Raw genomic sequence first — 19,724 nt, forward strand, 5'->3', positions numbered from 1 at the left:
AGTGATTTATAACAAAAGCTCCAGACTGAAATCGTAATTTTGTAAACTTTAAACCTTATACCCTAAATAAAAGAATGGATTTTTGTGCGATAGATTTTGAAACCGCAACCTTTGACCGAAGCTCAGCCTGTGAGGTTGGAATCTGTGTTGTTCAGAATTCTGAAGTTGTTGAAAAAAAAACGTGGCTGATAAAACCGCCGAGTTATCCTTATTTCAGTCCGAGAAATATCGATGTGCACGGAATTTATCCTGAAGATGTAAAGGATGCGCCTACGTTTGATGAAATCTGGTACGAGATGAATGATCTGATGTACGGAACGCTGATGATTGCTCATAATGCAGCTTTCGATGCTGGAGTTCTTCGCGGATGTCTCAATCATTACGGAATTTTTGCCCCAAATCTGAACTACCTTTGCAGCATACAGATCGCTAAAAAATCATGGAATTATCTTCCGAGATATGGCCTGAAACATTTGGCAGAGCATCACAATTTAAGTTTCAATCATCACAGAGCCGGTGATGACGCGGAAGTTTGTGCCAAAATATCTCTTCTGGCGTTTGAGAAGCTTTTCATTACAAGCAATGATGAAATTGCCGATGTAATGAAAGCTAAAATTAAAAAGCTTTAGCCAGTTTAATTCTTCAGAATTTCAGACAAAAGATTAAATTTCGGAATATCAATTTCAAAATTCTCTTCTGTATCAAGGTTTCTCACCAGGTATTTGCCACTCATATTTCCGACTCCTGATCTGAGCATAACATTTGAAAAATAAGTGAATGTTTCGCCTGACTGCAGCTCCGGAGTGAGACCAATGACCCCATCTCCCACCACTTCGGTAAAACCAAATCCTACATCAAATATCAGCCATTTTCTTTTCATGATTTTCACCGGAAAATCGCTGCTGTTCTCAATCACGATGTTGTACTTAAAAACGTATCTGTTTTCAGACGGATACGAGTTTTTGCTATCGTATTCGGGGACGACGGAAACTTTTATGTTGGAAGTAATTTTAGAAAACATCGTAGTAATTTGATTTTTAAGATACAAAAACCCCGCCTTTTTTGAAGACGGGGTTCTGTAGATTTATTTAAATTTGATTTAATTAAAGCCCAAGACCTTTTCTTTCGTCTCCACCCAATAGAATTTCTACCGGATTGTCAATCCCTTCTTTTACCGCAACAAGGAATCCTACAGACTCTTTACCGTCGATAATTCTGTGATCGTAAGACATTGCAACATACATCATTGGTCTGATTACTACCTGTCCGTCAACCGCAACCGGTCTCTGGATGATATTGTGCATTCCAAGGATAGCAGACTGAGGTGGGTTGATGATCGGTGTGGACAACATTGATCCGAAAGTACCACCGTTTGTAATGGTGAAAGTTCCGCCAGTCATTTCGTCAACAGTGATTTTACCGTCTCTTACTTTGATTGCCAAATCTTTGATGTTTCCTTCAACGTTCGCGAAAGACATATTTTCTGCATTTCTCAAAACGGGAACCATCAAACCTTTAGGACCTGAAACAGCGATTGAAATATCACAGAAATCATAGTTTACTTTGAAATCTCCGTCGATTGACGCATTCACGTCAGGATACATCTGTAATGCTCTTGTAACCGCTTTTGTGAAGAAAGACATGAAACCAAGTCCTACCCCGTGTTTCTGTCCGAATTCTTCTTTGTACTGTTTTCTTAATCTGAAAATTTCAGACATATCGACTTCGTTAAAAGTCGTCAACATCGCAGTTTCGTTCTTTACAGAAACCAGTCTCTGAGCGATTTTTCTTCTTAGAACTGAAAGTTTGGTCGTTGTGGTAGATCTTGCACCTGTAGCAGAAAGAGAACTTCCGCCCATTGCTGGTACAGCAGCTAATTCAGCATCAGATTTAGAGATTCTTCCGTCTCTTCCAGAACCTGAAACCTGAGCAGCATCAATTCCTTTTTCGTCAAGAATTTTCTTTGCAGCAGGAGATGGAGAACCCGTAGCGTAAGACTGTGCAGCAGGAGCTGCTTTTGGAGCTTCCTGTTTTGGAGCTTCAGTCTTAGCCGGTTCAGCAGCTTTAGGCGCTTCTTCCTGTTTTGGTGCTTCGGCAGCAGGAGCAGCATCACCCGCAGGTTTTGCAGCATCTCTATCAATTAAACAAACAACCTGACCAACCTGTACTACATCACCTTCTTCAGCTTTTAAAGTAATCACACCGCTCTCTTCTGCAGGTAATTCTAACGTTGCCTTGTCTGAATCTACTTCAGCGATTGGTTGATCTTTTTCTACATAATCACCATCTTTTACAAGCCAAGTTGCAATTTCAACTTCTGTAATTGATTCTCCCGGTGAAGGAACTTTCATTTCTAAAATTGACATATCGTATTTTTTATTTTTTTAATTGATATTAATTTAATTAAGCTGTAACAGGTCTTTTAACCGGAGCATCATCTCTGTCGAAAACTCTGTTGATTACAGCATTTTGGTTTTTCTCAAACATTTTGTGACTTCCCGGAGCCGGAGCACCACTCTGTACCGGAGAAACTACCTGAATTCCTGTATCTCTGAAATTTCTCAGGATATAAGACCACGCACCCATGTTTTCTGGTTCTTCCTGTGCCCACACCAATGAAGTTCTGTTTGAATATTTTGCAAATACAGCTTCGATCGCATCAGTCTGAAGCGGATATAACTGCTCAAATCTTACCAAAGCAACATTTTCGCAATTCAATTCTTCTTTTTTAGCCAATAATTCGAAGTATAATTTACCTGAACAAAGAACTAATTTTTCGATTTTTGCCGGATCTGCAGTTGGATCGTCAAGAATAGGCTGGAATCCTTTGTTTGAGAAATCTTCAAGCGGAGAAACCACTTTTGGATGTCTTAACAATGATTTTGGACTCATTACAATTAATGGTTTTCTGAATGACCATTTCAACTGTCTTCTTAACAGGTGGAAATAGTTTGCAGGTGAAGTAATATTCGCCACAACCATATTTTCGTTGGCACAAAGTGTCAAGAATCTTTCAAGTCTTGCTGAAGAGTGCTCTGCACCCTGACCTTCAGAACCGTGAGGCAGTAACATCACCAAACCGTCCTGAATTTTCCATTTCTCTTCTGCTGCAGCCAGATACTGGTCAACAATAATCTGAGCTCCGTTTACGAAGTCACCAAACTGTGCTTCCCAGATTGTTAAAGTATTTGGAGATGCCATTGCATAACCGTAATCAAATCCTAAAACTCCGTACTCAGAAAGGTGAGAGTTGAATACATCAAATCTGCTTTCTGAAACTTCTTTTAAAGGAATATATTCTTCTTCATTATCTTCAGTTTTTACAACGGCGTGTCTGTGAGAGAATGTTCCTCTTTCCACATCTTCACCGGAAATTCTGATGTTGTGACCTTCCACCAAAAGTGTAGCATAGGCCAGCCACTCTCCAAGCGCCCAGTCAAGATTGTTTGCTTCGATCGCTTTGATTCTGTTTTCGAAGAGTCTTGTAATTTTATTTAAAAACTTTTTATCAGCCGGAAGTGTTGACATTTTAATGGCCAGTTCCTTCAGCTTTTCAAGATCGTATTTTGTATCGACAGCTTCCTGCACAGCACCTCTTTTTCCGATTGGGAATTTAGTCCAGTCATCTGCCATGAAAATATCCATTACGTTTTTCTCAATCTCTTTGGAGGCATCAAAATCTTTATCTAAAAGTTCTTTGAAATCAGCTTCCATTTTAGCAATCAAATCATTAGAAACCACATTTTCTTTCAGTAAAAGATCTTTATAGATTTCTCTTGGATTTGGGTGTTTCGAAATTTTCTTGTATAAATTAGGTTGTGTGAATCTTGGCTCATCCCCTTCATTATGACCATATTTTCTGTATCCTAATAAATCAATATAAACATCTTTACCAAATTTAGCTCTGAAATCAGCAGCAAAATGAATCGCGTGAACCACCGCTTCTGCATCATCTGCATTCACGTGCATCACAGGAGATTCTGTTACTTTAGCAATATCTGTACAGTATGTAGAAGATCTCGCATCCATGTAATTGGTAGTAAACGAAACCTGATTATTCACAACAATATGAACTGTACCACCCGTTCTGTAACCTTCCAGATTCATCATCTGGGCAACTTCGTAAGCAATACCCTGACCTGCAAGAGCACCATCACCGTGAATGATGATTGGTAAAATTTTAGAATAATCCTTGTACTTGTCATCCACTTTCGCACGGCAGATACCTTCCACCAAAGCGGCAACAGTCTCAAGGTGAGACGGGTTTGGAGTTAAATTGATTGAAACTTCTTCTCCAGACGCAGTTTTAATTTTTTTAGAAGAACCTAAGTGATACTTCACGTCACCGGAAAATACATCTTCTTCAAACTCCTTTCCTTCAAATTCAGAGAAAATCTGCTTGTAAGATTTGCCGAAAATGTTCGTTAAAACATTCAGTCTTCCTCTGTGAGCCATACCCAAAACAACCTCATCAACTCCCAACTGCGAAGATCTTGAGATCAGCTGATCCAAAGCAGGAATTAAAGTTTCACCACCTTCCAGTGAGAATCTTTTTTGTCCTACGAATTTTGTGTGAAGATAATTTTCGAATGCAACAGCCTGATTTAATTTAAGTAAAATCTCAGTTTTTTCGTTGGCATTCAGAACAGGATGATTTTCGTTTACCTGAATCCACTGCTTGATAAAATCTTTTTCTTTCACATTATTGATGTGCATGTACTCGATTCCAATAGAATCACAGTAGATGTTTTCAAGGTGTGTGATGATTTCCTGTAGCGATGCAGGACCTTTCATTCCCGTTTCAACCGCACAGTTGAATTTTGTATTTAAATCTGACTTTTCAAGACCGAAATTTTCGATATCCAAAGTCGGAGAGTGATGTCTTCTTTCACGTACAGGATTGGTTTTGGTGAAAAGATGACCTCTCGTTCTGTACGCTTCAATAAGATTTACCACCTTAAATTCTTTCTTGATGTGCTCCGGAACTTCACCGTTTGAAGCTGCCTGTGAGATTTGCTGAACCGCAGGAGAAGAATTTCCTGAGTTTTTAATTTCGCGGATATCTTCCTCGTCAGAATAGTTCTCCAATGCAAAATCAAAGCCTTGAAAAAAGGCTTTCCATGATGGTTCTAAAGAGTCCGGGAATTTCAGGTATTGTTGGTATAAATCCTCAATTAACTGAGAATGAGCTGCGTTTAGGAATGAAAATCTGTCCATTAGTACAGTATATCTGTTATTAAAATTTATTTTTCGAATTAATCTTCAAATTTAACAAAAAAAAGTGAGGTAAAATGTTAGAAAAACATTAAAAAATGAAAAGAAGAATATGATTTTTGACATTTTATTTAAAAACTGTCAATGAAATCTTCACATTGATGTTCTGATTCTCAATCGGAGGTTCTATGAATGTATGAGAAACATCACCATACCTGAACTCATCCTTTTTAGCCTTCTGCATCAACTGCTGAACGGCCTTTACAGACCCTTCAAAACTTCCTCTGTAGTAGATGATGTATTTTTCTGCTGCATTTACAGTACGGAAGCTGAAATTATTATCACTCACGCCTTCTTTTTTGCTCAATGGTATCCCGATGTAATACGAAATTTCTTTGTCTTTAAAATTATCAGGGTCGGCAATCATCATCGGGTAACCAAATTCGTCGTCCTTTTTGCCCAGATCAATCGTCACAAAATTGTAAACTTTATTATAGTTCATCAGCAAATTTCTGTACAGTGCGTCTTTCTTGTTGGAAGCACTCACATTGATTCCTAGAAGCATCTGGCTGTCTTCTTTTTCAACTATGATGCTGTCATATTTTATGGCGGCAAGCTGATTGTCTTTTTCCACTTTGTTGCCTAAAACATTTTTAAGATTCACCATGCTTTTATTGATGTTCTCAGTAAAGCGGTCTTCGGTCCAGAAGTTTTGTACACGCGTCCACACGGGAAGTTTAGGAGTATGAACCACCCATTTTATATGTGTTTTATTCTCTGAAACTTTTTTAAATTTAACTTCGATGACAGTCGGATTTTCATTGTCATCTTCAAAAAGCTGATACCTTAAACCCTTATCCTTACTCGCAAACCGAATAAACATTTCACCATCATTCTCTTTCACCGGATCTTTGTAACTGATGGCACTTCCCTCACCTTCATACGGAGAATAATAATCGATTTTAATGGTTTTTGAACTTGAAAAATAATTATTCCAACGGGTAAAACTCTGAAAGTTTTCAAACTGAGAATATACTTTCTCTAAAGGATAATCTATCTGCCTTTCGATGGTAAAATCTTTGTCTTCATCCACAAAAAAGTACATGGAAGCAGTGTAAGCTCCCAGCAAAAACAAAATTATAAGTGCTAAAAATTTCAGTAAACGCATGTCGCAAAAATAGGATAATTAAAAAGAGTGACCAATATGTTGATCACTCTGTTTTTTTGTTGTGGGGTGAGGGATGTTCGGTGATGGATGTTGGAAGATAGATACTGGATTTCAATATTTTTATTAATTCACTTCCAAAGCAATTCAAAAATTAAATTTCTAAATTACTCATAACTCATTACCAATCACTCATCCTCCTACCCAATGTGCGTTCCGGAATGAAGCACAGCTCCTTTTTTCACCACTACAATTCCGTCCTGAACTGAGTGTGTGCCGTAGTCTCCATCAGGAATATGTCTTCCACCTATAATCCTTACATTGTCACCGATGTAACAGTTTTTATCAATAATAGTTCTTTCGATGTAGCAATATTTTCCGATTCCCATGTTTGGATATCCGTTTTTATCATTTTCTACGATTTCTGCTGTATTCTGATAGAAATCTGAACCCATCACGTAAGAATTTACGATCGTACTTCCTTTATCGATTCTCGTACGGTTTCCGATAAGGGAATTCTCAATTTTATCTGCCATGATAATACATCCGTCACCAAAAACGGCTTTGCTTACATAAGAACCGTTAATTTTTGACGGCGGAAGCATTCTCGCTCTTGTAAAGATTGGCGAACTGGAAAAAAGATTGAACTGAGGGAAATCCTGACACAAATCTAAATTGGCCTCGTAAAAAGATTCTATAGTTCCGATATCCGTCCAGTATCCTTCATATTGATAACTTAACGTCGTATACTTTCCAATAGCGTTCGGGATAATATCTTTTCCAAAATCATCTCCTGCCCCATCCTCGAACATTTTTTTAAGCATCGATTTGGTGAAAATATAAATACCCATTGAGGCCAGATATTCTTTCCCTTTACTTTTATTGTCTTCAGAAACTTCAGACTGTAAACCATTGAGCATATCGTAGCTTGGTTTCTCAACGAAAGAAGTGATGTTTCCGTCATCATCAGAACTCAGAATTCCAAAGCCTGTAGCATCTTTTGCATTTACCGGAATCGTAGCAATGGTTACGTCACCACCTTTTTCAATATGAAAATCAAGCATTTCCTGAAAATCCATCTGATAAAGCTGATCTCCTGATAAAATGAGAATATATTCGTAATCATATTTCTCAAGATGCTTCATAGACTGTCTCACCGCATCTGCAGTTCCCTGATACCAGTTTTCGTTTTCCACATTTTGTTCAGCAGCCAGAATATCTACAAAACCTTTGCTGAAGATATCAAAATGAAAAGAATTTTTGATGTGTGAGTTAAGCGATGCTGAATTAAACTGGGTTAAGACAAGAATCTTGTTCATCCCCGAATTCAGACAGTTTGAAATCGGAATATCTACCAATCTGTATTTCCCTGCGATAGGAACAGCCGGCTTTGATCTTGAATAAGTAAGTGGAAACAATCTTGTTCCTCTGCCACCTCCTAAAACGATCGATATTACATTTTGATTCATAAATTAGTTGTGATTTTTTATATTATATTATTTTTACAGTTCGTTTTCTGATATCGACTTCCGCTTTAAAGCATATCTTATCCTGATTTTGAGGATCAAAGATGTCTACGGTAAAAATTTCGGAATTTCCTCTTTGCCTCACCATTTTTACAATTTCATCAATCGGAAATTTACACTTTCCCAATTGTTGCCTGAAAGCTTCAGATGAAATTAAGATATCCATTATATCAATTTCTTTCTGCTGAAAATTCCGTAAGTCTTCTTCATATCTGTTTTTCCAATCCTTACCATATTTTTGTTCAAGCGAAAGTTCAGTTTTATTATTTTCGGTTCTGACGCTATCTATCAATTCTTCTGTGACAACACATCCTGCGACAGCAATTCTTCTTATATTCCACTTTTCATCTACACTTTCTACAATATGCCTATTACTGATGTCAGGTAATCCATACGATAAAAATACGAACCCGCTATTTTTTGACGGATTTACATCTTTATCTTTTTTACCGCATGAAAACAGTACAAAGAACAACAGTAGGATTGAAAATATTTTCAAAGTTTATTGATTATATAAAGCTATGTATTTCTCAGCAGATTTTTCCCAGGCAAAATCGAAACTCATATTTGCCTTGATCAGACCCTGCATTATATCTTTTTTGTAGTACATGCTCACCGCTCTGTTTATTGCATGAAGTATATCATCAACTCCGGGATAAGTAAAATTAATTCCTGCACCTCCTGTAGAAATATCCTTTACAGTATCACGTAATCCACCTGTATAACTTACCACCGGAATCGTTCCGTAACGCATCGCATACATCTGATTAAGCCCGCAAGGCTCTACTCTGGATGGCATCAACAAAAAATCTGCCGAAGCATAGATTTTATGGGAAAGATATTCCTTATAACCAAGATCCAGTGCGAAATTGCTGAACGAGTAGCTCAGTTCTGAAAGCCTGTCTTCAAGATAGGTATTTCCTGAACCCAAAATAATAATGTTAAGACCGCCATAGTTTTGCTGAATGCTTCGCCAAACGGTATCTGGAAGCAGATCTGCTCCTTTTTCTGTGGCAAATCTTCCGATAAAGCCGAAAAGAGGCAAATCCGGATTCAGGCCATATTCTTTGCAGAGCTTTTCCTTGCTCATTTTTTTCTTCTTAAAGACATCTTTTTTGGTGAAATTGAAATCCAACATCGGGTCTGTTGCGGGATTCCAGACTTCTGTATCAATTCCGTTGATGATGCCGTGGGCTTTGTAGTGTTCGTCTCGTACCAAAGTTTCGAGCCCTTTGAAACTTTCAAACAGCTCCTGCAGATAACCTTCTGAAACCGTTGTAAAAGCATGGGCACATTTAATCATTGATGCCAAAGGATTGATCATCCCATTCCAATCCAAAAGTCCCCATTTGTATTGATCAAAGGCAGGAAAGTAATTCGCCATTCCCCAACTCATCCAGCCTTGGTATTCTCCGTTGTGAATCGTTGCAATTGTTTTTACCCCTTTCAGAAAGCCAAATTCCGGACAGTTTTCTATCATAAAAGGAACCAATCCTGTGTGATAATCGTGACAGTGAAGTACATCCGGACGAATCTGCATTGCAGTCAACCAGTGAAGCAATCCGTGTTGAAAAGCCAGAAACTGAAAACTTTCGTCCTGATAGCCATAAGGATTATCACGGTCTAAAAGTCCCGGAATTCTCACCATATATAATTCAAACCCCAAGACATCTGTTTTTTCCTTTAAAACCTGTACCTGAAGCATGTTGCCGCCCTGATGAATCCAGCCGTCAAAAACAATTTCAAAATCGTGGTCAAAAACAAATGGTTTATTGTAAAAAGGCATCACCACTTTGGCGTTAATCCCTTTTATTTTATTCTGATATTTTGGCAATGCACCGACGACATCGGCAAGTCCGCCCACTTTGGCAACAGGATAACATTCTGTACTGAGGTGATATATATTCATTTATTATTTTTTGTTTTTTAGTTTAGATTTAGTTTTTTTCGGAACAGTTATTTTAGATTGTCTCAAAACCACTCCCGAAAGTGCCGGAAGATTGATGCTTATTGTGTTTGTTTTATTTTTCCATTCTTCCTGATCTTCACTGAAGATATTGGCGATCACGCCGCTTCCTCCATATTTTTCATCGTCAGAATTAAAAATAACTTCCCATTTTGAATTTTTATCTACTCCAACTTTATAATCAATAACTCTTGGTGTAAGATTCAGAATTGTCATTAAAATATCATCCTCTTTTTTGCCCTTCCGTAAATAAATCAGAACAGAATTATCGGTATCATCGGCTTCCACCCATTCAAAACCATAAGGATTAAATTGATTTTCATAAAGTGCCGTTTCATTTTTGTAAAGATGATTCAAATCTTTTACAGCTTCCTTCAAACCGGCATGCACAGGATATTCCAGAAGATGCCAGTCTAAACTCTGTTTAAAATTCCACTCGCTCGTCTGCCCGAATTCATCGCCCATGAAGAGTAATTTTGCTCCTGGATGTGTAAACATGTAGACATACAAAGCTCTGAGATTGGCAAATTTTTGCCATTCATCGCCAAACATTTTATAAATAAGACTGGCCTTACCATGTACCACTTCGTCGTGGGACAAAGGCATCATATAATTTTCGTTGTACATGTACATCGAAGCAAAAGTCAGTTTGTGATGTAAATGTTTCCGGTTGATAGGATCTTCTTTAAAATATTTCAGCGTGTCATGCATCCAGCCCATCATCCATTTCATTCCAAAACCTACTCCACCATCGTGTACAGGCTTCGTCAGCATCGGAAAATCTGAACTTTCTTCAGCAATGGTTATGATTGAATCACCAAATTCCTTATAAACAGCAGTATTAAACTCCTGCAGGAAAGTTTTAGCTTCAAGATTTACATTAGTTCCATAAATATTGGGTTCCCATTCGCCTTCATTTCTTGAATAATCGAGATGAAGCATCGATGTTACAGCATCTACACGCAATCCGTCAGCATGATAACGGTCGAGCCAAAACATGGCATTGGAAATCAGAAAAGATTTAACTTCATTTCGTCCGTAATTAAAAATATAGGATTTCCAGTCCGGATGAAATCCCTTCCTTGGGTCTTCGTGTTCATACAAGTAAGAGCCGTCGAATTTGTGCAAACCATTGGCATCGCCGGGAAAATGGGACGGAACCCAATCGAGGATGACACCAATATTATTTTTGTGAAGTTCATTGATTAAAAACATCAGATCCTGCGGAGAGCCAAAACGTGATGTTGCAGCAAAAAATCCTGTAATCTGATAGCCCCAGCTTGGATCATAAGGATATTCCATCACGGGCATAAATTCTACGTGGGTAAAACCCATTTCAAGGATATATGGAACTAATTTTTGGGCAATATCCCTGTAGTTTAAAAACTGTTTTGGATTTTCTCCGTCACGAAGCCACGAACCGATGTGCATTTCGTAGACGGAAAGAGGAGCATTAAGGCTGTTGTTTTTCCAGCGGTTCTGCATCCAGTCTGTATCATCCCAGTCGTAATAAGTTGTAGAAATAAGCGATGCAGCCTGAAGATTCTGTTCCCAGCTGAGTGCGTAAGGATCGCTTTTCTCCAAAATTTCCCCTTCTTTAGTTTCAATGGCGTATTTATAAAGAGTTCCCCACGGCAAATCAGGAATAAACCCTTCCCAAATACCGGATTCATCCCATCTTGGCGAAAGGACGGCCTGAGCGGGATTCCAGTTACTAAAATTACCAATTACTGAAACTTTGGCAGCAAAAGGAGCCCAAACTGAAAAATAAACGCCTTCCACGCCATCTTTATTTACTGAATGAGCGCCGAATTTATCATACAGTTTATAGTGTTTACCTTCTTTAAAAAGATAAATATCATGCTCGGTAAAAAGTGAATAGTTTTGTACAGACTTCATCGTTTATGTTTTTCTCCTGAACTGAGTTGTAAAACTCTATTGCAAGAGTTATACCCCATATCAACTAATTTTTGGGATTTACGTAAATATATAAAATTTTATTATGCAAAACACAGTTGTAACAAAATTTTAATATTGATTTTAATTAATTTTTAATTTAAATAAGGCTGAGAAATGTTTAATCTCCGTTAAAAGAAACGGTTGCGATTTTTAATATTGAAAATACGCTGAACATAATTTAGTTTAAAAAAAGTTTTTATAAATTTAAACAAACAAAAAATATTTCAGAACGTACATGATATTTAATTTAAAGACACAGGAAAATGATGACAGACCGATTTACATTACTGGTAACTTCAACAGCTGGAATCCTAAAGATCCAAAATTCAGGCTTTGGAAAAAAGAGCCACAGCATTCAACAATAGAGATTAACGACAGTCTTTTACCCGACATTATAGAATACAAATTTACAAAAGGCGGATGGGAAAATGTGGAACTGGACGAATACGCCAACATCACTCCAAACCGGAGAATTGAAAAAAGCAGACAAAACAGTGAAGACGTGGTAAGCAAGTGGCGTTACAACTGGGGACCTTTTAAAAAAGAACTTTATCCCATTGCCGAAATCATCTCTGAAGAATTTTACATCCCACAGCTCGACAGACACCGAAAAGTCTGGGCTTTGCTTCCGCACGACTATTATTCTACAGAAAAAAGCTACCCTGTACTCTACCTTCAGGATGCCCAAAATCTCTTTAACGAAGGGAGTGCCTACGGAAACTGGGAAATCGACAAAAAACTTTCTGTACTCTCGGAATACGGCAGAGGCGATGTGATTGTTGTTGCCATTGAACATGGCAGTGAAGACCGCATCAAAGAATATATTTTTGATAATGACAGTGTTGCCAATGGCTCGGAAGGGAAAAAATACATCCGTTTTATAACCGACACCTTAAAACCTTATGTCGATGCTCATTACCGCACAAAAAAAGACCGTGACAATACAGGAATCGGCGGAAGTTCACTGGGCGGACTCATCAGTATTTACAGTGGGTTTCTGTATCCCGAAGTTTACTCCAAACTTTTGATCTTTTCTCCAAGTCTTTGGATTGAACCTAATAATAATTTTCCGATGATGAATTTCAGGGTTCCTTTTAAAACTAAAATTTATCTGTACGGCGGCGAAAAAGAAGGTTCAAAAATGGTCAACAGAATCAATGTTTTTGAGCAGTATCTGAAACTTTGGGAGAAGAAAAATCTTTTTGACTTTGAATTTAAAACCAACATCAATCCGGACGGCGAGCACAAAGAATTTTACTGGTCGCAGGAATTTCCGCGTGCGATAGAATGGTTATTTTACAACAATACAGAAAATCCGGTGGAAGTAACTCCACATCAGGATTAAAAATCTAAATAAAATGAAACTGATTAACAAAAAAAATAAAAAATACACACAGATTCTTCAGCTATTCAATGAAGATCAGTGGCAGGAGAGCTCAAAAAATTTTAATAAAAATATCAGTCTGCTGTTTTCAGGGAAAAAGAATGAAGTTCACATTCAGACTGATGATGAGAGCATTATTTTTTTCATCGGTTTGGGCAAGACGGATTCAGCCAATTTTGAATTCCAACAGGTCGGACAAAAATTTTCTCAGACTCAAAAAGAGAAAATACAGCCTGTTCCCACACAGATTATTTGCGAAAGTATCACTGAAAAACAATTTGAAGAGTTTTTCAAAGGGCTTTACTTAGGTACGTACACCTATAATTTCGACAAATCTCACACGTTTTGGAATGAAAGCACTGAGATTCATTTTGAAAACTTCAGTCAGAAGAAACTGGATCAGATCAAAAAGAATACAAATGCCCTCTGCGAAGGCCAGTTCGCCTGTATGGAATGGTTAAATAAACCGGCCAATCATAAAAAAACAGACATTTTAAGTTCTTCTTTAAAAGATCTTTCTAAAAAATATGATTTTAAATACACCGTTTTTAACAGAAAGAAATGCGAAGAGCTTGGTCTGGGAGCATATCTGGCAGTCAACCAGGGAAGTGAGCAGGACGCTGCGTTTACCATTTTAGAATATAAAACTAAGGTGAAAAATGCCAAAACCATCGGTCTTGTCGGCAAATGTGTAACCTTTGATACGGGCGGAATTTCAATTAAAGCTTCAGATAACATGCATTATATGAAATCTGATATGGGTGGCGCTACAGCCGTTATCGGAGCATTGATTTACGCCGCAGAAAAAGAAATTCCTGTTAACATCATTGCTGTTTTGCCAATCACGGATAACGCTGTATCTGAAAATGCCTATTTACCAAGTGATGTCATCAAAGCCTACAACGGAAAAACAATCGAAGTTCTCAATACAGATGCGGAAGGCAGGATGATTCTGGCTGATTCACTCTCCTACCTCGCAAAAAATTATAAAACTGATGTGCTGATTGACCTTGCGACGCTTACCGGAAGCAGCGTGAGAATGTTTGGAGATACCTGTGGAGCGATGTTTTCAAACAATGATAGATTAAAGGATTTACTTCTGAAAACCGGTGATCAGACCAACCAGAGGCTTTGGAATTTACCACTATGGGATGTATGGAAAGATGATTTCAAATCTGATGTTGCTGATGTGAAAAACATTTCAATGAAGCCCATCGGAGACTGTATTGTTGCCGCAAAATTTCTGGAAGAATTTATTGAAGGTCATCCCAATTGGGCTCATCTGGATATTGCCGGCGTAGCCTTTGGAAATACGGGATATTCAAAAGAAAAGGCAGCAACTGGATATGGTGTTCAGTTATTAGCCCAATTAATTGAAAATTATCACTAAAAATTAGTTTTTTAGAAAAAATATCCCTATACTTGATAAGAAATTTACAAAATCATATCAGTTGGGGATTTTTATTAAAACATCCTGAATAATTATTTGGTTTTGCTTTTAATAATTAACCTAAAACTCAAAAACACTATATGGAGCAGAAAACTATTGTTTGTATTTCCTGTTACTACAAAGGCTATGATTTTATGGAGGAGATGCAGAATCTTGGAAACAGGGTCATCCTCATTACCTCAGAAAATCTCAAAGAAAAAAACTGGCCCTGGCATGCGATAAACGAAGTTTTCTATATGCCCGAAATTAAGCCTTCGGTCTGGGATCTCGAGCATTTGGTACAGGGATTTTCTCACCTAATGAAAACCCGAAAAGTAGATGCAGTAATTGCTCTCGATGATTACGATGTTGAAAAAGCTGCCTTGGTACGTGAAACCTTCAGAATTCCCGGAATGGGACAGACCACGCACCGCTATTTCAGAGATAAACTTGCGATGAGACAAAAGGCAAAAAATTCAGGGATCAATGTTCCCGAGTTCACTGCTGTTTTCAATGATGCTGAAGTCGCTGAATTTGCTAAGAATGTTCCTGCCCCATGGGTTTTAAAACCAAGATCTGAAGCTTCAGCAAGTGGAATAAAAAAATTGAAATCTCAAGAAGAACTCTGGCAGGCTCTCGAAAATTTAGGCGACGAGAGGCATCTTTTCCTTTTGGAGAGCTTTAAGCCTGGTGATGTTTATCACGTAGACAGCCTTACCTTCAATGCCAAAACTATTTTTACATCATCATCCAAATATCTGGCCCCACCAATGCAGGTTTCGCATGAAGGCGGAGTCTTCAGAACGCGTACTTTAGGACGTTCTACTGCAGAGTTTAAAGCTCTGGAGAAAGCCAATGTACAGGTTCTTTCCAATTTCGGACTTCAAAACGGGGCAACGCATACAGAATTTATCCGTGGAAAAGAGGATGGAAAGTGGTATTTTCTTGAAACCTCATCACGTGTTGGCGGAGCACACATTCCTGATCTTGTGGAAGCATCCAGCGGAATCAATATCTGGAGAGAATGGGCAAAGATTGAAGATGCACTTTTGAAAGGTTTAGATTATTCCATTTCAAAACCTACAGGATATTACGCCGGCCTCATCATCGCATTAATCAAAGAAAAACATCCGGATTACAAATATTTCGAGTCGGAAGAAACCGTGAAATTTTTACCAATAGATTATCACATCGGTATTGTTTACAAGTCTTCAAAATCTGATCTTGTACAGACGAGGCTGGACGAAACGGCAGTGAAGATTCACGAAGATATGCTGAGTATTATTCCGCCAAAAGACAAACCGACTTCTTAGATTTTATTTAATTTTCAAACATTAAAACTTATGCCGCAAATCACGCATACAGATTACTATTCACATATATTAGGAACAAGCCTTAAATTAGAAATTACAGGACATTTTGGTTACCCAATCATTATGTTTCCCACATCACAGGGGCAATACACTCAAAACCATGATTTCCATCTTAACGGAAGTATTAACTGGTTTATAGAACAGGGAAAAGTAAAACTTTATAACATCCAGACCATTGACGGGTGGAGTTTTTATGACAACAATATTTCGCCACGCCAGAGAATCAAAAATTACGAATTGTATGTACAGTTTCTTTTAAAAGAATTTGTGCCTTATGTTCAGAAAATTCATCAAACGCATCGTGTAGCCGTTGCCGGAGCAAGTTTTGGAGGTTATCACGCCGCTAATTTTGCATTCAGATTTCCGGATCTGGTTTCGCATCTTTTCTGTCTGTCAGGAGCTTTCAGCATCAGAAACTTTATGGACGGATACAGTGATGATTTGGTATTCTACAACTGTCCTAGAGAATTTGTCCGCACAGATGAAGCTTGGAAATACAAACACATGCACATTGTCTTAAGCACTTCAGATGAAGACATTTGCAAAGACAAAAACATAGAAATGGCAGAAATATTAAGTTCAAAAGGCATCGATTTCTGGTATGATGAAAGAAAATGGATCAATCACGACTGGCCGCTTTGGCGAATGGTTTTCCCTACATTTATAGGGCGTTTCTTCTCTTAAAATTTAATTTAAATCTAAACAATAAACACTCATTAAAACTATTATTATGGCAAAAAAAGTAGGAATTCTTTTCGGTATGGAAGACACATTTCCGTGGGCATTCATCGATAAGGTAAACGAATTGGGAAAAGGAGACATCGTTGCAGAACCCGTAATGATCGATAAGCTTGAGCAGGGCGTCGATTACGGATACGCTGTTATCATCGACAGAATTTCTCAGGATGTTCCTTTCTACAGAGCTTATCTGAAAAACGCAGCTCTAAACGGAACGTATGTAATGAACAATCCTTTCTGGTGGAGCGCTGACGAAAAGTTTTTCAACAATGCACTGATGTCAAAATTGGGTATTCCGCTTCCTAAAACGGTTTTGCTTCCTTCTCATGAAAGACCGAGCAACACTTCTGAAACTTCATTCAGAAACCTGAAATTTCCTCATGACTGGGATTATATTTTTGATTACGTAGGATTTCCTGCCTACATGAAACCTCACGACGGTGGCGGATGGAAAAGCGTGTACAGAGTTGAAAGTCCGGAAGATCTTTGGGATAAATTATCAGAAACTGAGCAACTGGTGATGATGGTACAGGAAGAAATTGTATTTGACGATTACTACAGAGTATACTGTCTTGGTAAAAAGCACGTACACATCATGCCTTACGAGCCAAGAAATGAGCATCATTTAAGATATGCAACCACTCATCAGACTTCAGGGGCAAAACTTAAAAAGCTTTTGAAAACGATTCACGATTACACTATTAAAATGAATGAAGCTTTAGGTTACGATTTCAACACTGTAGAATTTGCAGTGAGAGACGGAATTCCTTATGCTATTGATTTCTGTAACCCTGCACCGGATGCTGACAAAAATTCAGTTGGAGAAGAAAACTTCAAATGGATTGTGGAGAATGCAGCAAAATTTGCGATTGAAAAAGCCAAAGAATATGTTCCCGGAAAAGCAAATATTTCATGGGGAACTTTTGTGAAGGACTCTGCGAAATAACTAACCTGAAAAAACACAAAGTATGCACACATTCACCATAGGAATTGAAGAGGAATATCAAATCATAGACGTAGAAAGCAGAGATCTTATTTCTCACGTATCCAAAATTATTGAGGGCGGCAAGGCAGTTTTAAGTGAAAATTTAAAACATGAAATGCACGAATCCATGATTGAAATGGAGACAGGAATCTGCCAGAATATACAGCAGGCAAGAGAAGAGCTCACGAACCTCCGTAAACACCTTATTGCAACAGCCCACGAGCAGGGACTCCGTGTCTCGGGAGGAGGAACACATCCTTTTTCAAACTGGGAGCATAACACCATTACCAATGGCGAGCGTTACAATAAGATCGTTGACGATATGGGCGACGTGGCAAGAGGAAACCTCATCTTTGGTCTGCACGTACACATCGGAATTCCCAACCGTGAGGAGGGCGTAAGAATACAGAATGTAATGCGTTATTTTCTGCCCCACGTTTATGCTTTATCCACCAATTCACCTTTCTGGATTGGGAGAAATACCGGATTTAAATCTTACAGACAGGAAATTTTTGTAAAGTTTCCGAGAACGGGAATTCCAAGTTATTTTAATTCACTTTCTGAATTTGACAGCTACGTTGATCTTCTGGTAAAAACCGGAACGATTGACAATGCCAAAAAAATATGGTGGGATCTCCGTGTGCATCCTTTTTACCCGACTATTGAGTTCAGAATTTGCGATATGCCGATGAGAATAGACGAGACCGTCTGTCTTGCGGCAATTATGCAGTGTCTCGTGGCAAAAATCTATAAACTTCATCAGCAGAATTTAAGTTTCAGAAGCTACAGAAGATTACTTTTAAATGAAAACAAATGGCGTGCTTCCAAAGACGGAATTGATGCCCATCTAATTGACTTCGGAAAGGAAGAATCTGTTCCATACCGTGATCTTTTGAAAGAACTTCTGGAGTTTATTGACGATGTTGTGGATGAATTAGGTTGCCGAAAAGAAGTAGAATATGCATGGCAGATTATTGAAAACGGAACCGGTGCAGACCGCCAGCTGAAAGTACTTCAGGAAACCGGAGATTTGAAGAAAGTAGTTGATTACATGATATCTGAAACAGAATTTGGTATTACCCACAGCGAGGCTGCTTTATAAAAATTTTATAACTTTGTTCAAATTATGAAGTTATGAAAGAGATAAGAATTGCGCTGCTGGATATGAATAACAACAAGAAAAATCAGGGTTTTAAGAACATCCGTGAGATTTCTGAAAGTTTTAAAGCAAATTCTGAAGAACAAATAAGCATTACCACTTTTGATATAAGACATCTGAACGAGATGCCTAAACTGGAAGATTTCGATATTTTCATTTCCTCCGGAGGTCCCGGTAATCCGCACAGAGAAGGTCATGAATGGGAAGAAAAATTCGCCAATCTTTTAGATGGGGTTTTTAATCACAATCAAAATTCAGCAGATAAAAAATATATGTTTTTAATCTGTCATTCGTTTCAGATTGCGAGCATTCATTGGGAACTTGGGAATATTTGTGAGAGAAAATCATACTCGTTTGGTGTAATGCCAGTTCACAAATCTGAGGAAGGAGAGCATGATTTTTTACTTAAAAATCTACCGGATCCTTTCTATGCAGTGGATTCCAGAGCATACCAATTTATAGAACCTAATCAGCAAAGATTTGATGAGTTGGGAATGAAAATCATGGCGCTGGAAAAGTTCCGTCCGCACATCAATCTGGAAAGAGCTGTAATGGCAATTCGCTTTTCAGAGGAGATTTTCGGGACACAGTTTCATCCTGAAGCCAATCCTGAAGGAATGCTTGAAAATCTGAAAGATGAAGAGAACAAACTGGCGATGATTGAAAATTACGGCATCGAAAAATATCTTGAAACGCTGGACAGAATGGACGATGAGGATAAAATAAAACTGACTCAGGCACAGATTCTGCCAAGGTTTCTGGAAGATGCAAAACAAAAAATTCTACAGCCGGAAACTGTTTAGAAATACAGCATGAATCGGGCAAA

At 38.1% G+C, this 19,724-nt stretch carries 16 protein-coding genes; 8 read left to right on the forward strand and 8 right to left on the reverse strand.

Features of this window, described 5'->3' with window-relative positions; all coding sequences use genetic code 11:
• Window positions 1-74: 74 nt before the first annotated feature.
• Window positions 75-629: a 3'-5' exonuclease gene (locus tag ASG21_RS12695; RefSeq protein ID WP_056080622.1), complete on the forward strand. Its 555-nt coding sequence runs from the start codon at window positions 75-77 to the stop codon at window positions 627-629.
• Window positions 630-634: 5 nt separating this feature from the next.
• Here ASG21_RS12695 and apaG read toward each other — a convergent pair whose 3' ends face one another.
• From apaG to glgB, 8 genes are all read right to left on the reverse strand, one after another.
• A complete protein-coding gene (gene apaG, locus ASG21_RS12700; protein ID WP_056080626.1) occupies window positions 635-1,021 on the reverse strand; it encodes a Co2+/Mg2+ efflux protein ApaG in 387 nt (128 codons plus the stop codon).
• Between the two features lie 82 nt (window positions 1,022-1,103).
• Window positions 1,104-2,366, reverse strand: coding sequence for a 2-oxoglutarate dehydrogenase complex dihydrolipoyllysine-residue succinyltransferase (odhB, locus tag ASG21_RS12705; protein WP_056080628.1), 1,263 nt, complete (start codon window positions 2,364-2,366; stop codon window positions 1,104-1,106).
• Between the two features lie 37 nt (window positions 2,367-2,403).
• Window positions 2,404-5,217, reverse strand: coding sequence for a 2-oxoglutarate dehydrogenase E1 component (locus ASG21_RS12710; protein WP_056080631.1), 2,814 nt, complete (start codon window positions 5,215-5,217; stop codon window positions 2,404-2,406).
• Window positions 5,218-5,341: 124 nt separating this feature from the next.
• The gene (locus ASG21_RS12715; protein ID WP_056080633.1) at window positions 5,342-6,382 is read right to left on the reverse strand and encodes a hypothetical protein; all 1,041 of its coding nucleotides are present in this window, start codon (window positions 6,380-6,382) and stop codon (window positions 5,342-5,344) included.
• Between the two features lie 197 nt (window positions 6,383-6,579).
• A complete protein-coding gene (locus ASG21_RS12720; protein ID WP_056080636.1) occupies window positions 6,580-7,848 on the reverse strand; it encodes a glucose-1-phosphate adenylyltransferase in 1,269 nt (422 codons plus the stop codon).
• Window positions 7,849-7,870: 22 nt separating this feature from the next.
• A complete protein-coding gene (locus tag ASG21_RS12725) occupies window positions 7,871-8,404 on the reverse strand; it encodes a hypothetical protein (RefSeq protein WP_128414294.1) in 534 nt (177 codons plus the stop codon).
• 3 nt (window positions 8,405-8,407) lie between these two features.
• Window positions 8,408-9,814, reverse strand: coding sequence for a glycogen/starch synthase (locus tag ASG21_RS12730; RefSeq protein WP_056080642.1), 1,407 nt, complete (start codon window positions 9,812-9,814; stop codon window positions 8,408-8,410).
• A 3-nt stretch (window positions 9,815-9,817) separates the two neighbouring features.
• Window positions 9,818-11,770 carry a 1,4-alpha-glucan branching protein GlgB gene (glgB, locus tag ASG21_RS12735; RefSeq protein ID WP_056080645.1) on the reverse strand — a complete coding sequence of 651 codons (1,953 nt, stop codon included), beginning with the start codon at window positions 11,768-11,770 and terminating at the stop codon, window positions 9,818-9,820.
• 295 nt (window positions 11,771-12,065) lie between these two features.
• Between glgB and ASG21_RS12740 the strand changes: the two genes are divergently transcribed.
• From ASG21_RS12740 to ASG21_RS12770, 7 genes are all read left to right on the forward strand, one after another.
• Complete coding sequence (locus ASG21_RS12740) at window positions 12,066-13,175, forward strand: alpha/beta hydrolase-fold protein (RefSeq protein ID WP_056080648.1); 1,110 nt, start codon at window positions 12,066-12,068, stop codon at window positions 13,173-13,175.
• 13 nt (window positions 13,176-13,188) lie between these two features.
• Complete coding sequence (locus ASG21_RS12745) at window positions 13,189-14,604, forward strand: leucyl aminopeptidase family protein (protein ID WP_056080652.1); 1,416 nt, start codon at window positions 13,189-13,191, stop codon at window positions 14,602-14,604.
• A 140-nt stretch (window positions 14,605-14,744) separates the two neighbouring features.
• Window positions 14,745-15,956 (forward strand): ATP-grasp domain-containing protein, encoded by a 1,212-nt coding sequence (locus ASG21_RS12750; RefSeq protein ID WP_056080654.1) that lies wholly within the window; start codon window positions 14,745-14,747, stop codon window positions 15,954-15,956.
• 30 nt (window positions 15,957-15,986) lie between these two features.
• Window positions 15,987-16,700: an alpha/beta hydrolase-fold protein gene (locus ASG21_RS12755; protein WP_056080658.1), complete on the forward strand. Its 714-nt coding sequence runs from the start codon at window positions 15,987-15,989 to the stop codon at window positions 16,698-16,700.
• Between the two features lie 46 nt (window positions 16,701-16,746).
• Complete coding sequence (locus tag ASG21_RS12760; protein ID WP_056080660.1) at window positions 16,747-17,700, forward strand: glutathione synthase; 954 nt, start codon at window positions 16,747-16,749, stop codon at window positions 17,698-17,700.
• A gap of 22 nt (window positions 17,701-17,722) precedes the next feature.
• Complete coding sequence (locus ASG21_RS12765; protein ID WP_056080663.1) at window positions 17,723-18,841, forward strand: carboxylate-amine ligase; 1,119 nt, start codon at window positions 17,723-17,725, stop codon at window positions 18,839-18,841.
• Window positions 18,842-18,873: 32 nt separating this feature from the next.
• Window positions 18,874-19,701: a GMP synthase gene (locus ASG21_RS12770; protein ID WP_056080666.1), complete on the forward strand. Its 828-nt coding sequence runs from the start codon at window positions 18,874-18,876 to the stop codon at window positions 19,699-19,701.
• Window positions 19,702-19,724: the final 23 nt, after the last annotated feature.

It is taken from the genome of Chryseobacterium sp. Leaf394 (assembly GCF_001424105.1).
Lineage (GTDB): Bacteria > Bacteroidota > Bacteroidia > Flavobacteriales > Weeksellaceae > Chryseobacterium.

Coding starts and splice junctions, on each gene's coding strand:
- ASG21_RS12695 (WP_056080622.1), top strand. CDS start 75: ATGGATTTTTGTGCGATAGATTTTGAAACCGCAACCTTTGACCGAAGC.
- apaG (WP_056080626.1), bottom strand. CDS start 1,021: ATGTTTTCTAAAATTACTTCCAACATAAAAGTTTCCGTCGTCCCCGAA.
- odhB (WP_056080628.1), bottom strand. CDS start 2,366: ATGTCAATTTTAGAAATGAAAGTTCCTTCACCGGGAGAATCAATTACA.
- ASG21_RS12710 (WP_056080631.1), bottom strand. CDS start 5,217: ATGGACAGATTTTCATTCCTAAACGCAGCTCATTCTCAGTTAATTGAG.
- ASG21_RS12715 (WP_056080633.1), bottom strand. CDS start 6,382: ATGCGTTTACTGAAATTTTTAGCACTTATAATTTTGTTTTTGCTGGGA.
- ASG21_RS12720 (WP_056080636.1), bottom strand. CDS start 7,848: ATGAATCAAAATGTAATATCGATCGTTTTAGGAGGTGGCAGAGGAACA.
- ASG21_RS12730 (WP_056080642.1), bottom strand. CDS start 9,814: ATGAATATATATCACCTCAGTACAGAATGTTATCCTGTTGCCAAAGTG.
- glgB (WP_056080645.1), bottom strand. CDS start 11,770: ATGAAGTCTGTACAAAACTATTCACTTTTTACCGAGCATGATATTTAT.
- ASG21_RS12740 (WP_056080648.1), top strand. CDS start 12,066: ATGATATTTAATTTAAAGACACAGGAAAATGATGACAGACCGATTTAC.
- ASG21_RS12745 (WP_056080652.1), top strand. CDS start 13,189: ATGAAACTGATTAACAAAAAAAATAAAAAATACACACAGATTCTTCAG.
- ASG21_RS12750 (WP_056080654.1), top strand. CDS start 14,745: ATGGAGCAGAAAACTATTGTTTGTATTTCCTGTTACTACAAAGGCTAT.
- ASG21_RS12755 (WP_056080658.1), top strand. CDS start 15,987: ATGCCGCAAATCACGCATACAGATTACTATTCACATATATTAGGAACA.
- ASG21_RS12760 (WP_056080660.1), top strand. CDS start 16,747: ATGGCAAAAAAAGTAGGAATTCTTTTCGGTATGGAAGACACATTTCCG.
- ASG21_RS12765 (WP_056080663.1), top strand. CDS start 17,723: ATGCACACATTCACCATAGGAATTGAAGAGGAATATCAAATCATAGAC.
- ASG21_RS12770 (WP_056080666.1), top strand. CDS start 18,874: ATGAAAGAGATAAGAATTGCGCTGCTGGATATGAATAACAACAAGAAA.